We start from the raw sequence: 14,831 nt of genomic DNA, 5'->3' as shown, positions 1-14,831 counted from the left end.
GTTCTGTCTCGGGCGTGGGAAGTCGTCTCCCTCCTGTTGGGCTTTCACTCGGTGAAATGACCCCGTATACGAGTCCGGCTCCCACGTCATTACTACCGCACGTCAAGCTGAACGAAGGATTGGTCGGGCATAGACCCTGTGAGACATGGTAGGGTTCGCTAACGTGGTCACGGTAATGAAAGACCGTTCGAGAGGGAACCGAAGCGAAATCCCTTGAAAGATTGTGAAAGGGTTAGGAAACAGGACAAAACATTGAGGTAGGAGGGTATATTAAGATGCCTCGTCCATATATCGCAATTAATGATGCAAAAGTAGTTAATGCTGAATCGAGTTTTCAAGCATTTCAACAAGTTGGACCAAAAGTTTGTATGGTGACCGCGAATCACCCCGGATTCGTTGGTTTCCAGAACCACGTGCAAATCGGTGTGTTCCCCATGGGTGGTCGTTACGGCGGCGCCAAAATGGACATGCACGAAGAACTAAACCCCATTGGTATTCGTCAATACACTATGTGGAAGCGCTGGGAAGACCACGAAGAAATGCACTACCAGCAATTCGACAGTATTTTCCGTCTCTGCTCCAGCTGCTTAGGTATGGTTGTTGAAGGCCCTTGGGAAGATGTGTATGAAATCGTCAGTTCTGATTTGCCGGAAGTCATCGCGATGACTGACGTTCCTTCGAAGCTCGGAGCAGCCTTCATGGCCGGACAGCAACCGGCTCCTGTAGCCATGCCGTATGGTCAGCGTGTGATTGCGGGATCTGATCACTATATCATTCCCGGCCGCGAACAAGAATTTGAAACCGCTATTACTGATTTGATGAAGATGTTCCAGAAGGCTCCGGGTTTCTTGGGTTACATGGTCTTAAAGCAAATTGGTGCCTCCGCCATTGGAAGCTTCCAGCTGCAACCAGAAGGGATTCACCAGGCACTGCAAACCTTGGGAGACAACCCACCCAAGAACAAAGAAGGCAATTTCAAACTCATCGAGGCGAAGAAGACCCCAACCAAGTACCTGGTTCACATGGAGTGGATGGACTTAAACTCGGCGATGTTTGGGATTTCTCGTGTGGTGATTAACGGACGTTACCGTGCTCAGCACGACAAGGCGTTAGCCACATTGGTCCAAGGACCTTACGTGACATTATGGAGCCCGATGATGGAAGACACGTCATGGCGGGAATATCTCAACGAGTAATTATTCCTTCTATCCTATTAATACGTTTCGAAAATCATTGAAAAGACTTCCCATTTCGGGAAGTCTTTTTTTCCGCTCTGTTTAGATTTTCCGTATAATGAGTAACAAAATCCCTCTCGACCGAAATCTGTTTTCATCGAGACCCGAACTATCACGAATATCATAAGGAGTGTTTTCTTTCATGGAACCCGCAAAGCGTCTTAAGCGCCTACCCACACAATTTTTTGCTCAACTTATTCAACGTGCTGAACAACTCAAACACGCCGGATATGATGTTATTAACCTCGGACAAGGCAATCCCGATCAACCTGCTCCCGACTTTGTCATCAAAAAATTACAACAAGCGGCAGAGAATCCCTCTTATCACCGTTATATTTCTTTTAAAGGTCTTCCCGCGTTAAAACAAGCCGTAGCAGATTGGTATCGTCGGCATTACGATGTTCAACTCGATGCGGAAAAGGAAATCGCCATTTTAATCGGAAGCAAAATTGGCCTACAAGAAATTTCTTTAGCGTTGCTAAATCCCGGTGATAAGGCCCTAGTCCCTGACCCCGGCTACCCTGATTACTGGTCGGGAATTCAACTGGCCGGAGCCGAAATGAAAAAATGGCCGCTCCATCCACAAACAGGTTATCCCGATCCGGATCTCTTGACCACCGATATGCGCTTAGCGTTTTTAAATTACCCCAACAATCCGACAGGTAAACTGGCGTCCAAAGAATTGTTTGATGCGGTCATTACTAAAGCCATGGAGACAGAGACCATCTTAGCTCATGACTTAGCCTATGGCGACATCGTCTTTGATGGCAAGCGAGCCCAAAGTCTCTTAGCCCGGCCAGGTGGCAAAGCCGTGGGCATTGAATTTACGACCATTTCCAAGTCATTTAATATGGCGGGATTTCGTTTAGGCTTTGCCGCTGGTCATGCCGAGGTTATTCAGTATTTGGAAACATTGCAAGATCATTTACATTGCAGTCAATATGGTGCCATCCAAGAAGCCGCCATTACAGCGCTTACAGATTCCGAAGAATTTGTCAGGGCACTAAGAAGCTTATACCAAAGTCGCCGCGATGCGTTTCTCGAGGCTTTACCACCCTCCTACCGTCCGCCAGCGACGGAAGGATCGATTTTTCAGTGGATGGCTTTGCCTAAGGGCTTTCCCTCTTCCTTAGACTTTGCACAAGGTCTGGCGGAAACCGTTCACGTGATTGTCGCTCCGGGTGTCGGATTTGGTGAGGGCGGCGAGGGGTATATCCGCATTTCCTTGACGGAAAACGAAAACCGGCTTAAAGAAGCGGCCAGGCGACTTACGGCGTTCATGGACAAGGCGCGCTAACTCGATGGCAAATGGATATGCTAACATAGGTTTGACGCTCAAAAAGTCGAAGCCTGTCTAATTCCTGTCGCGTCATGCTAAGGGCCAAATAGTGGCAACACAATCATCACCAGGCAAAAACTTACGATGTAAGGGGGATTTTCGTGCAACAACCTATTTGCCATTTTACGGTCAGCTTTCTCGAGCCGGGCAATCATGTTTACCACGTGACACTCGATATTGACCAACTGCCTCAAGGGCGTCACGAACTGTCCTTGCCGGTATGGACACCCGGTGCTTATAAAATAGAAGATTTTTCCCGCCACCTTTTTGATTTATCGGTTAAAGCAGGGCAAGAATCCTTAGAAGTGATCCACGCCGCCAAAAATCGCTGGCTTTTTGAAACCACGACGGAGGCTTCTGTACATATTGAGTACCGTGTCTATGCTTTTGAATTCGGTGTATCGACGTCTCACTTGGACCAAAGTCATGCCTATTTCAATGGCGCTCAGCTATTTCTTCTGATCGATGATTACAAAGAGATTCCCTATTACCTAAGTTTGGAGAAACCCCCGTTATGGAAGATTTCCACCGGTCTTAATGAGGACCACAATGGTCTCGCCCAATTTAAGGCGGAAAATTACGATATTCTCATCGATAGTCCCTTTGAAGTGGGCACGCAGAGTATCACTACCTTCGAAGTGGACAACAAAAAACATACACTCGCAGTATATGGTCACGGGAATGAAGATCTGGCGCAATTGACCCGTGATGTGGAAAAAATTGTTTTGTCCCAGCGCCAAATATTCGGCTCTTTACCCTATAATCACTACACTTTTATCCTGCATTTGTCTGACAAATCCACGGGAGGGCTCGAACATCTCAATTCGACGACCTGTGGAGTTGAACGGTTTATGTTTCGCCCTTGGAAGAATTACAAGCGAGTATTGGGACTCCTATCCCATGAATTCTTCCACCTTTGGAATGTAAAACGTATCCACCCTGACATGCTGGGACCTTTTGACTATAACAAAGAAGTCTATACACATTTGCTCTGGGCAATGGAAGGATTCACCGATTATTACGCCTATTTAACCTTACGGCGCGCCCAGCTCTATTCCGTCAAAGACTACTTGCACAGTTTAGGCAAAAAACTGGCCGATTATGAGAAACGTCCTGGCCGATTCGTCCAGTCGCTGGCCGAATCGAGCTTTGATACCTGGATAAAACTCTACAAGCCGGATGAAGATTCCATCAACCGTACGATTTCTTATTATCTCAAAGGGGATTTAGTGGGAACATGTTTAGATCTCGAAATCCGCAAACGAACCAACAATCAGGCGTCATTAGATGATGTATTGCGCAAACTGTATGAACGCTATGGCGCTAAAGGCATTGGATTCCCCGAATCGGTCTATCAAGATACCGTAGAAGAAGTTGCTCAAAGTTCCTTTCAGGAGTTTTTTGACAAGTATATTTATGGGACCGAATCCATTCCGATCGACGAGGCCTTGCGGTCAGCAGGACTGGACATTCAGCGCCAGTACACCAAACCGGCACAAGATGATGAGGAACTCTCTGCCAACAAAACGACCCAGATTCCCTTGCCATGGCTTGGAATTGACACCAAAATTGTCGATGGTCACCGCATTGTGATTAGTCAAACCTATAGCAGTGGACCCGCGGCAACGTTACTGAATGCGGGCGACGAGCTCGTGGCGCTTAATGGATACCAGTTGCACAAACCGGAGGATCTCACTCACCGGCTCGAATACGATCATCAAGTGGGGGATACGGTTACGGTAGCATACTTCCGTCAAGGGCAGTTGCAAACCGTGTCTATTGTCTTAGCACCTAAACCCTTTGATAAAGTGACGATTACCCCGGTTAAAGATCCCACGCCGCTGCAACAAAATATCTTTGAAACATGGCTTCAAGCGCCATGGAATCCTGATGGGGAACACGACACCTCAGATCCCGGATCGTCATCGTGATGACGATCCGGCACACGAACATAACTAGGCACCACTTTGTATAGGGGGATTATCCGCGTGCGTGTCCTCATGATATCGAAAGCCTGCGTTTCTCAGAGTTACCGAACGAAAGTCGAATATCTCAATCAGCTCGACCCCACTGTAGAAGTTGGGTTGGTTGTGCCTCCAAAGTGGGGATCGCTGCATTTTGAACCACGGGAACAAGACTCGGCGTATCCCTTGTTTCTAAGTCCGATTCGCTTAAACGGCCGCAATCATTTTCATTTCTACCCAGAATTAGGTTCCATAATCCGGCGTTACCGTCCTGACTTATTACATATTGATGAGGAACACTATAGCACGGTGACGTATCAGGCCACACGGATTGCCAAACGGCTTAAAATTCCTTCTCTTTTTTTTACATGGCAGAACATTTACAAACGTTATCCATGGCCTTTTTCGGCAATGGAACAAGAGGTCTTTCACCAATCGTTAGCTGCCATGGCAGGCAATCAAGAAGCCCAAGAGGTTCTGCGCCGAAAAGGATTTCAGAAGCCCATTTGGGTTATCCCCCAATTTGGCACGGATGTGAAGTTATATCAACCGTTAGATAAACGTGAAATCAAGAAAGATTGGGATATGTCGGGTCGATTTGTCATCGGGTATGTGGGCCGCCTTGTTGAAGAAAAAGGCCTGGATGATCTCTGGCAGGCATCAGTGCCTTTGTTATCCGAGCATCCCGAAGCCCTTTTATTGTTGGTGGGATCCGGCCCTTGGGCAGAAATCATACAACAACGTGCCGAGTCTTTGCAATTAACGTCGCAGTTGCGAATCATCCCGTGGGTCAGCACACAAAAAATGCCAGAAATCATGAATACACTCGATGTGTTAGTGCTTCCCTCACATACCACATCCCATTGGAAAGAACAATTTGGCCGTGTTTTAACCGAAGCTATGGCCTCAGAAATTGCCGTGATTGGTTCGAGTAGCGGAGAAATTCCTCAGGTGATTGGACAAGCGGGTCTTATCGTTCCCGAAGGTTCTCCCACAGCCCTATTCAAAGCGTTAGAGTCGCTGTATGATAATGCAGGGTTACGGATCGCCTTAGGCCGGCAAGGGCGCCAGCGTGTCCTTCACCACTATTCCCAAGATGTGATCGCCGAAAAGACCTTGAAAGTTTATCATCACTTAATGTCAGAGCGATCAACAAATGACAATGGATAGGGATGGAACGTTTATGAATGTTGTCGTATTTGGTGCTGGGTATGTGGGCTTAGTGACAGGCGCGGTATTAGCGGAGTTAGAACATCATGTCACCTTAATTGATGTTGACCCGTCTAAGGTCGCTATGATCAACCAGGCCCAGCCTCCAATTTTTGAATATGGACTGGAAAATTTATTACAACGTGTCAGACAATCTGGAATGCTTGAAGCCAGTATGGATCCATCCCAAGCGGTTCAAAACGCTGACATAATCTTTATCGCGGTAGGAACTCCCCCACTACCCGATGGGGCCCCGAATTTGGACTATGTCCACCAAGCTGCCATGACGATTGGTCAACACTTAGGCGAGAATCGCACGTACGTGATTGTCAATAAGGCAACGGTTCCTATCGGCTCGGCCAATCTGGTAGAAATGTGGATCGACGATGGGTTTGTCCAAAAGTGGGGTCACCCAATTCCTGAAGGTGTCTTCACGGTCGCTTCCAACCCAGAGTTTCTTAGAGAAGGCACAGCCATTCATGATACCCTCTATCCGGACCGGATTGTTCTTGGAGCCGACCATGCTTGGGCTTTGGAACGTCTCATAGATCTTTACCAGCCCATTTTAGATCAAACTTTTGAACCGCCCGGGGATCTTCCTAGACCCCTAGGAATTCAGAGAATTCCTTTAATCACCACCGATCGGCTATCGGCTGAGATGATTAAATATGCTGCCAACGCCTTTTTATCGACGAAGATATCGTTTGCAAATGAAATGGCGAATATTTGTGAGCGTGTGGGTGCTGACATCACGACTGTCATGCAAGGCATTGGTCTCGATACCCGCATTGGTTCCAAGTTTCTCAATGCGGGCATTGGTTGGGGCGGTAGCTGTTTTGGCAAAGATCTGGCTGCGTTGATTTATACGGCTAAAGAATATGGGTATGAACCCGCCTTACTCGAATCCACTCAACACGTCAACATACAACAGCGCAAGGGCGTCATTAAACGCCTCCAAGAAGAATTAAAAACTCTTAAAGGTCGGCGAATAGCTCTGTGGGGGTTAGCCTTTAAGCCAGGGACCGATGATTTGCGTGATGCTCCCTCGCTCAGCGTGATTCAAGAACTACTGCATTTAAATGCCCGGGTCATTGTTTATGATCCGGTAGCTATGGACAATATGCGCAAGCAATATCCCCACTGGGACATTCGATATGCCTCCAGTGCCTTAGCCGCCGTAGATGGAGCGCATGCGCTGTTAGTTATGACGGAATGGGACGTCTTTCGTCAAATCCCTCTCGCTGAGATCATGAGCCGTCTAGATTTCCCCGTGATCATTGATGGTCGTAACATTTTTGATCCGCAGGAGGCTAGCCGACTTGGGATCCGGTACCGGGGCATCGGACGCTAAGCCTATGACAAGCTGGTCAACGTTGGGAAAAAGAAAGGGACGAGAATCGATGAAAACGGCTATTATTACCGGTGCTGCAGGATTTATGGGCAGTCATTTAGTGGACAAGTTGGTGGAAAACGACTATTTTGTGGTAGCCATTGACAACCTGGCGACCGGAACTTGGGATAATTTGAAGCATCATCGTGATGAGCACGTCAAACGCCTAACATGGGATATTACAGAATATCCTCCTGATGATGTTTTGAGCATTGATCAGGCAGACGTTGTTGTCCACTTGGCTTCTGCAGCATCTCCCATTCATTACCGCCGCCTTGCGTTAGAAACATTACGTGTCAATTCCATTGGTACAGAAAACGCGTTGAAACTCGCCCGAAAATTTCAAGCCCGTTTCATTCTGGGATCGACTTCGGAGGTGTATGGTGATCCCCAAGTCTCCCCTCAAAGTGAAACCTACTGGGGCCATGTGAATCCCAATGGTGAACGGGCTTGTTATGATGAAGGTAAGCGCTATGGGGAAGCCATCGCTATGGAATATCATCGCCAATTTGGCCTTGACTTGCGGATTTTACGATTTTTTAACTGTTATGGACCACGCATGCAATCAGAAGATGGTCGCGTCGTACCCAATTTCGTTCGCCAAGCCTTAGAAGGCAAGCCCTTGACAGTCTATGGCGATGGACAACAAACACGCAGCTTCTGCTATGTTTCTGACGAAGTGGAAGGGATTTATCAAGCCATTATTCGGGACGGCTTGTCTGGTGAAGTATTCAATATTGGTAATCCGGAAGAGCGAACCATCTTAAACTTTGCTCAAGCCGTCGCCAAAGTAGCGGGGGTCCCTCTTTACACGGAATTTCGCCCCTTGCCAGCAGATGATCCCACCAATCGCTGCCCGAATATTGATAAAGCCAAAAAATATTTGGGTTGGTCTCCTAAAGTCTCTTTAGAAGAGGGACTCGAGAAAACTTTTGCCTATTTCAAAGAACAGTTAGGACAATAATCCCTATCAAAGACAGCTTCCTTTACTGAGCTCTTGGGCCTATATGATCCAAGAGCTCTTTTGTTGTCCAACATCCTCGAAAAGACAATATTAAGCTCCAATCACACCTGTCCAAATCGCTAAAGCGACTAAAGTCGTCAACAGCACCGGAATCGTGAGTAAAAATCCTACTTTCATGTAATAAAGATAGCTAATCCGCACCTGGCGCTGCTCTAAGACGTGAAGCCATAACAGTGTAGCCAAAGAGCCAATCGGTGTGAGTTTAGGGCCCAAATCCGAACCAATAACATTAGCATAGGCCATTAAATGCGTCATGACCGCTGAAAGATGGGCATGATGAATGGCTAAGGCATCAATTAGAACAGTCGGCATATTATTCATGACCGATGAAAGAAGTGCAGCAATAAACCCTGTGCCCACGGCGGCTGTTAAAGTGCCCCCTACACTCAACTGGTGAAATTGGTGGCCCAAAATGGCAGTTAGCCCTTGGTTTCTCAACCCAAAAACGACAATATACATGCCAATTGAAAAGACCACAATTTTCCAGGGAGCCTCTTTAATAAGCTTGAGCGATGAGATATAAGGACTTTGGGCAGCTCCTGCTAATAACACGGCCACTGCCGCCATCGTAAAAATTGAGACGGGCCAATGAAGAAACTGGCTAAGAAAATATCCGGATAGTAACAGCGGAAGAATAATCCAAGCCAGGCGAAATACCCGGACGTCTTTTATCCGACTTTTGGGATCCGGTAAAGCACTGGTGTCAATGTGTACGGGGATATGCTTGTGGTAATAAATGAATAATGCCACTAAGCTCGCGCTTAAGGCCACAAGATCGACGGGAACCATGTGCACCAGGTAGGATAAGAAACCGAGATGGAAATAGTCGGCGGACACAATATTAACCAAATTGGAAATCACCAGCGGGACAGAGGTTGTATCGGCAATAAAACCGCTGGTCATAATGAACGCCAACGTCGCTTTCGGAGACAGCTTTAAAATGCGCGTTTGCTCATAGACTAGCGGTGTCAGAATTAAGGCGGCCCCATCATTGGCAAAGAACATGGCCACCACTGCCCCCAATAATCCTATCCATATAAATAGCTTGTATCCACTGTCTTTGGCGAGGTGGCTCATGCTAAGCGCTGCCCATTCGAAAAAACCAATGCGGTCCAGTACCATCGAAATGAGAATAAGCGCCACGAACGTTAAGGTCGCATCCCAGACAATATCCACGACTTCAACCACATTAGCTATGGACACGAGTCCGAGTAATAACGCGATAATCGCGCCACCCGCCGCACTATAGCCGATGGACAGCCCTCTTGGCTGGACAATAACTAAAACCAGAACAATGATAAATAAGATAATAGCCAGCAACACACAATCCCCTTTGTTCTTATCTTGCAATCCCATTAATGTCGTTCATGGTCAGGCACAGGACAACCAGGTGCTTGGTCTACAGTTCTAAGAATGACCGCATCATGTTGTCCCAAATCTTCCAGAATTTGCGAAAAGGATGGCAGACGATCCCACGTTGACGGATTCAAGGAATAATAAATCCATTGTCCCGGCCGTCTTTCATGGATTAAACGGGCCTCTTTGAGACGGGCAATATGGCGAGAGATAGCCGGTTGGGAAATCCCGAAAATAGACACAAATTCGCAGTTGCAATACTCCCGGCGGGAAAGTAAGGTGACCATGCGTAGCCTTGTTTGATCACTCAACGCTTTAAACAAGATACTGACCTCTTCGGTGGTCATTGGTCCCGCTCCTCTCATTGATATATTCATAATCATATTATTATGTTTTGCCGCATGAAAAAAGCTTGCCCTGTTAAGACAAGCTCTTTACCAAAGACACCACGATAGGACTTCCCCATCCCGTCACAGCATCCCATCCCGGCGTGCAATCATAACCTGTTACCCCGTCATAAGAATTATTCCCCACGGTAATATCGTGAAAAGTGGAGGCATGATCGATCCCATAAAGTCTGGGATTCATATACCCTATAAGAGATTTCCCTGCCTGGACCCGATTTTGATTAATCAGCGCCGTAATAGCCGCCCAAATGGGAGAAGCCACCGATGTTCCTCCCACTACGGTCCACATCCCTTGAAAAAACACCGCGTAGCCCGTATCCGGATCGGCATTCAACGCCACATCGGGCACCCCGCGTCCCACATGATAACCCGCTTTCACAGGCAGTGGGATGCCCTCTTGATAGGCCGGGACCGCAAATACCTGACTGATACCTCCCCCCGATGCTCCGTTATTATTCACATCCGTCCAGCCGGTTTCTTCGACTATCTGCCCTTGGCTATTTAAGAGCAAATGCGTGCCACCTACCGATACCATATGCGGAGAGTTCGCCGGCGCATCGACATGACAAATTTTTCGTCCGGGTCCGTGCAGACCATAAGCTCCCTGATCCCCAGAAGCGACGAAGATCGTCATACCAATCAAAGCCGCATTGCGAGCCACCATATCCCATGCCTGCATAGTAGAAACGGGAAACCGTGTTTCGCCATCCCCATAACTGATCGATAAAATATCGGGACAATTAAGCACGTCGTTATAAGCATACTGCAAAGCCTTAAGAACGGATAAAGCAAAAGAGGTATCCGACGAGCCTGCATTGGCTTCATAAACCACCAAGTTTGCCAAAGGAGCCATAGCTCCTGCCCATTCAATATCCAACGTTGCCTCCAAATCGTAGGCATTAACCCCCAGATCATTCGGGGTTCCATCAACCGATACAAAGCTCACATTTGGGCAAGCAATACCAAATTGGTTCCAGAACGTCATCACATCCTGGGGATTAAAGCCATTTGAAAATTCGAGAAGCCCAATGGTAAGCCCTGAACCATTGAGCGAAGCGGGAAACGCGTAAGCCGTTTGAATATCAAGGGGAAAGAACCCCTGCCCATTATTAGCCAACTCTTCTGGGTGTGTCGGGAATCGAAAACGGGGATATAACTTAGACACGTTTTCCAAGCCCACAAATCCAACAATATGGGGAGCGAGCCATTCAGGCACCAAGGGTTCACGGAGCGGCATAAACTGTCCATCTTTTTCCCCAAAGGGGATTTTCAACGTTTCTTCAATTTGACCCAAGCTTCCTTGCAACCACAAAATAAAGCCATCTTGTTTCAACACTCTTACCCCGTGGCGACTTAGCCATTGACGGGCCCGGTCGATAAGATCAGGATCAGGTCCATAAAGTTGGAGGACCTCCTCACGCGTTAACACGCTGGAATCGTAAGCCAATCGTCTTTTAAGGTCCGTTTCGTGACGAGATTTGAAGACGCATGCCCACTGGGTGGTCCGCTCTTTGTAGGAAATGCGGTGATAATCCTGAAGGGTTTCCTCGGGCAATAGATGTCCAGTTGCTCTCACTAGTTTCGCCTGCATCGTATCCCGCCCACCTTTCTCCCTAAAACGCTACCGTTCAACTACTCCCCATGGGTTAAGAACATGGGATGTTTGCACCATACAAGATGGGCACAGCACTTCCACCGTAATTTGCCCCCGTGAATTAGGCGGCAAAGCATTGGCCAAGGCCTCAAGAACTTCCCCATGAGGGACCATCTCATGACACTGTCCACAGCGCCGTAAGGTCATATACCATGGTTCATCAGGCTTTTTCCATAACTCTTGAATGTCATCAGTGTCTACAACAATCGTCTCGAGTTCCCCAGTTTGTTGTAGCCGGTGCAAAATTGCCATGCGCCCAATACGCTCAATAAGTGACAAATCAGAAGAAAAGGGATCGCGCCTGCTGATTTCGAGCCAAAGTGAGCGTGGAATAATCACCGAGACCATGGCCGTGTGGTCTCCTGTAGGCAATGAAAATACGCTCCATGGCCCTTCAGGTGCATCCCCAATCACATGCAAGAGTTGGGGCTCTAATTCCGGCATCTGCTACCTCCCTCATAATGATTTGGAAATATCTTCATCCATCATAAGATAGGGAGATTCAGGATGCAAAGGTGGAGAGAGAAGAATAGCTTATGCCATCTCCCCTCTCCGGCTTTATCCGCCTAGTGAGCACCTTTTTGTTGAAGAACAGCGGGAATAGTTTTCAAAAGAATTTTGAAGTCTAACAAGAGGGACCATGAATCGATATATTCCATATCTAATTGCATCCACTGCTCGAAATCGATCTCATTGCGCCCTGAAATTTGCCATAAACACGTAATGCCAGGACGGACCGATAAGCGTTTACGGTAGTCTTCCCCGTAGCGTTCGACTTCAGAGGGAAGAGCCGGTCTCGGTCCCACTAAGCTCATGTGACCTAATAAGACATTCAGTAATTGGGGGAGTTCATCGAGGCTCGTTTTGCGTAAAAACTTTCCAATGCGGGTCACACGGGGATCATCTGGCACCTTAAACACGGGACCACTCATAACATTCAAATGGGCAATTTCTTCTTTAAGGCTTTCGGCATTGGGAACCATGGTCCGAAACTTGAAACAGGGAAATAAGCGCCCGTTAAGACCAACCCGTTGTTGAACAAAAAAGACGGGGCCATCAGGACTGTCCCATTTGATTAACAATGCCACCAGCGCCATAATGGGCAACGTCACGATGATCCCCAAAAATGAGAAGAGAACATCCATTATTCGCTTGACGGCTTGACGAGCTGACTGTTGGCCGCGGCTGGAATTGACCACTAAAACGGAATTCCCATAAAAATCATAGAGCACCGATTTATAGGCAAACGCTCCGACTTCGTCTAACACTAATCGTACTTCTTTCCCTTGTTGATGGGCCATGCGAATCGCATTCATCATCACGTCATCGGCCATGGGCAGAGCTAAGACGACGGTGTCCACCACCGTAGAATGTAGTAATTGCCGGAGTTTATCAATTCCCTGATGCCCCTTTTCGACAGACCCTAATGGAATTTCCAAACGATCAATCACTTCCATGCCGGCTTCTGGGACAGCATCAACCGTCCGGGCAAAAATTTTTACCCGTTTAGGATACCCCATCACAATAAGACGCCGAACATCCATGCCTCCCAACCGAAACCGGTTAACGCCCACCTTGGTCAAGGTGTGCACCGTTAACTGCAAGATTAAGGAAATCACAGGAAGAAGGACGAAAATGAGGCGGGAAAACCATGTCGCTTTCACAAAGAAAATGAGTAGGGCTAAAGCTAGCGTACTCTCCAGGTTGGAAAGTACGAGCATCCGCGCTTCGGCGGGAAGCTGATTCCACCGCCTTGAGTATCCTTTAAAGTTAAATTTGAGCACAAGCCAGTTCAATGCTAACAAAACCGGAGAAAACGAAAAATAAAAGGTGATTAGTTCCACCGTTGCTACACGTGGATTGAGCCACGTTAAATACACATGCACCGCAATGAGATAGGCTAGATAAGCAGCGCCGGTGTCGACTAAAACCGCCAACTCATCCCATCTATTGGTCCAGTGTTTGAACACCCTATCACCCCAGTTTCAATATCCTCATTATACCAGCCCAAGTGTTGTCATGAATGATAAAAATTCAAGGTACTAACCCTAAGACATTGATCATACGGGGTGAAATCTTCAGTTTCTCATCACCTATCTCATCATTGCAACTGCAATTGAAAAGGATTGGCTGCCGATTGGCTATTAGGCACGACTTCGATCCAGGTTTGACCGGGAGCAAATTTGGCTGGTTCCCCATTATTCAAATAAAACTTAGTGGGCATCCCCGGCCCTTGATTACGCCATGTTCCGTGATAAATGTGATTGCCTAAAATGAGGAGAGCCTTGCCCTGACCATGGGTTTGAATTTGAATCCATCCCGTATGAGCCGGATCGGGTAAATACTCTTCTTGGGTATATTGGATAATGATATTGGAGGCCAAAACCGGCTTATGACTATTCTCGCCCATAACCTGGACATATTGATTATCCGGACATTCCGGGCAGAGCACCCACCGGGTCCAGCCTCTTTGTTGTTCATCCCACCGCCATTGTTCAATCGTGTTGTGCGTATTCCATGTCAAAGTGATCGTTTGATAGCGGGGTGGCGTTTTTCCCGGCTTGGGGCCAAATTGCCAATGAGGGCTAATCCCTGGATTTCCCCAAGATGCTTGCGCCATCTGAGCCGCTTTAGGAATGCTGACAAACAAATTATGTGGAGCTGGCCGGTAGTTGACCCGGTACGCGAGTCCGTAGGCATTCGCATCAACGTCCAAATTGTGGATATGATCGCGGTTAATGCTAACATATCCCGGATCGGATGCGCCCGCATGCACATAGGCCGCCCCGGGCCATTCATGGACCCAACTCACAAAATACGGCCTGGCCGATCTCACCGGGCCGACTTGAGCCGGTTCTTTTCCATAAAACAAAAGCATAAACCTGGAATAATAAAAGAACTCGGTATAGGCCTCATAAACCACATCGGCGGAGCGAAGGCCATATTGCGGACGCCCATATTCGCTATTTTCTACCATTACCGCAAGTAAAGGACCATGATGGGACGATGGCAATCCTGTCAAAGGATCAAGATTTTTCATTGAGGCGCGAGACGGCGAAGCCGAATTCAATGAAGAAGGAGCGGAGGTATGAGAACGAGGCGAGGTTTTGGCTGTGCCACAGCCAGCAAGAAGTAAAGCGGATCCCAAAATCACAAAATGTTTGCTTTTCCAATGTATCATTCAATTAATCTCCTATCAGCATGTATGGTTGATACCGGTTATATTTCACCCAAGTATTCATGGGCATGACAT

The 14,831-nt window shown here is 47.6% G+C and carries 12 protein-coding genes; 6 read left to right on the top strand and 6 right to left on the bottom strand.

Features of this window, described 5'->3' with window-relative positions; translation table 11 throughout:
* Positions 1-275: 275 nt before the first annotated feature.
* From sor to B8987_RS08340, 6 genes are all read left to right on the top strand, one after another.
* A complete protein-coding gene (gene sor / locus B8987_RS08365; protein ID WP_020375642.1) occupies positions 276-1,196 on the top strand; it encodes a sulfur oxygenase/reductase in 921 nt (306 codons plus the stop codon).
* Between the two features lie 181 nt (positions 1,197-1,377).
* Positions 1,378-2,532: an aminotransferase class I/II-fold pyridoxal phosphate-dependent enzyme gene (locus B8987_RS08360; protein ID WP_084661228.1), complete on the top strand. Its 1,155-nt coding sequence runs from the start codon at positions 1,378-1,380 to the stop codon at positions 2,530-2,532.
* 143 nt (positions 2,533-2,675) lie between these two features.
* On the top strand, positions 2,676-4,505 hold the full coding sequence (locus B8987_RS08355; RefSeq protein WP_084661227.1) for a M61 family metallopeptidase: 1,830 nt from the start codon (positions 2,676-2,678) through the stop codon (positions 4,503-4,505).
* Between the two features lie 57 nt (positions 4,506-4,562).
* Positions 4,563-5,708, top strand: coding sequence for a glycosyltransferase family 4 protein (locus B8987_RS08350; protein WP_084661226.1), 1,146 nt, complete (start codon positions 4,563-4,565; stop codon positions 5,706-5,708).
* A gap of 13 nt (positions 5,709-5,721) precedes the next feature.
* Positions 5,722-7,098 (top strand): UDP-glucose dehydrogenase family protein, encoded by a 1,377-nt coding sequence (locus tag B8987_RS08345; protein ID WP_084661225.1) that lies wholly within the window; start codon positions 5,722-5,724, stop codon positions 7,096-7,098.
* A 49-nt stretch (positions 7,099-7,147) separates the two neighbouring features.
* Positions 7,148-8,101, top strand: a complete 954-nt coding sequence (locus B8987_RS08340; RefSeq protein WP_242940648.1) for an NAD-dependent epimerase/dehydratase family protein — start codon at positions 7,148-7,150, stop codon at positions 8,099-8,101.
* Positions 8,102-8,191: 90 nt separating this feature from the next.
* Here the strand turns inward: B8987_RS08340 and B8987_RS08335 are convergent, their stop codons facing one another.
* The 6 genes from B8987_RS08335 to B8987_RS08310 form a co-directional block, all read right to left on the bottom strand.
* Positions 8,192-9,484 carry an arsenical efflux pump membrane protein ArsB gene (locus B8987_RS08335; protein WP_176213267.1) on the bottom strand — a complete coding sequence of 431 codons (1,293 nt, stop codon included), beginning with the start codon at positions 9,482-9,484 and terminating at the stop codon, positions 8,192-8,194.
* Between the two features lie 32 nt (positions 9,485-9,516).
* Positions 9,517-9,864, bottom strand: a complete 348-nt coding sequence (locus B8987_RS08330; RefSeq protein WP_084661222.1) for an ArsR/SmtB family transcription factor — start codon at positions 9,862-9,864, stop codon at positions 9,517-9,519.
* A gap of 73 nt (positions 9,865-9,937) precedes the next feature.
* Complete coding sequence (locus tag B8987_RS08325; protein WP_084661221.1) at positions 9,938-11,515, bottom strand: S53 family peptidase; 1,578 nt, start codon at positions 11,513-11,515, stop codon at positions 9,938-9,940.
* A 30-nt stretch (positions 11,516-11,545) separates the two neighbouring features.
* Complete coding sequence (locus B8987_RS08320) at positions 11,546-12,022, bottom strand: hypothetical protein (RefSeq protein ID WP_084661220.1); 477 nt, start codon at positions 12,020-12,022, stop codon at positions 11,546-11,548.
* A 122-nt stretch (positions 12,023-12,144) separates the two neighbouring features.
* Entirely contained in the window at positions 12,145-13,548 is a 1,404-nt protein-coding gene (locus B8987_RS08315) for a sugar transferase (protein WP_084661219.1), read from the bottom strand.
* A gap of 131 nt (positions 13,549-13,679) precedes the next feature.
* Positions 13,680-14,759: a DUF3048 domain-containing protein gene (locus B8987_RS08310; RefSeq protein WP_084661218.1), complete on the bottom strand. Its 1,080-nt coding sequence runs from the start codon at positions 14,757-14,759 to the stop codon at positions 13,680-13,682.
* Positions 14,760-14,831 lie beyond the last annotated feature (72 nt).

Source organism: Sulfobacillus thermosulfidooxidans DSM 9293 (assembly GCF_900176145.1).
Lineage (GTDB): Bacteria > Bacillota > Sulfobacillia > Sulfobacillales > Sulfobacillaceae > Sulfobacillus > Sulfobacillus thermosulfidooxidans.
This window is presented reverse-complemented; position numbering and strand designations above follow the sequence as displayed.

Bases quoted from the DNA above. Each gene is read 5' to 3' on its own strand.
- B8987_RS08360 (WP_084661228.1), top strand. From the start codon at position 1,378: ATGGAACCCGCAAAGCGTCTTAAGCGCCTACCCACACAATTTTTTGCT.
- B8987_RS08330 (WP_084661222.1), bottom strand. From the start codon at position 9,864: ATGACCACCGAAGAGGTCAGTATCTTGTTTAAAGCGTTGAGTGATCAA.
- B8987_RS08345 (WP_084661225.1), top strand. From the start codon at position 5,722: ATGAATGTTGTCGTATTTGGTGCTGGGTATGTGGGCTTAGTGACAGGC.
- B8987_RS08340 (WP_242940648.1), top strand. From the start codon at position 7,148: ATGAAAACGGCTATTATTACCGGTGCTGCAGGATTTATGGGCAGTCAT.
- B8987_RS08320 (WP_084661220.1), bottom strand. From the start codon at position 12,022: ATGCCGGAATTAGAGCCCCAACTCTTGCATGTGATTGGGGATGCACCT.
- B8987_RS08325 (WP_084661221.1), bottom strand. From the start codon at position 11,515: ATGCAGGCGAAACTAGTGAGAGCAACTGGACATCTATTGCCCGAGGAA.
- B8987_RS08310 (WP_084661218.1), bottom strand. From the start codon at position 14,759: ATGATACATTGGAAAAGCAAACATTTTGTGATTTTGGGATCCGCTTTA.
- sor (WP_020375642.1), top strand. From the start codon at position 276: ATGCCTCGTCCATATATCGCAATTAATGATGCAAAAGTAGTTAATGCT.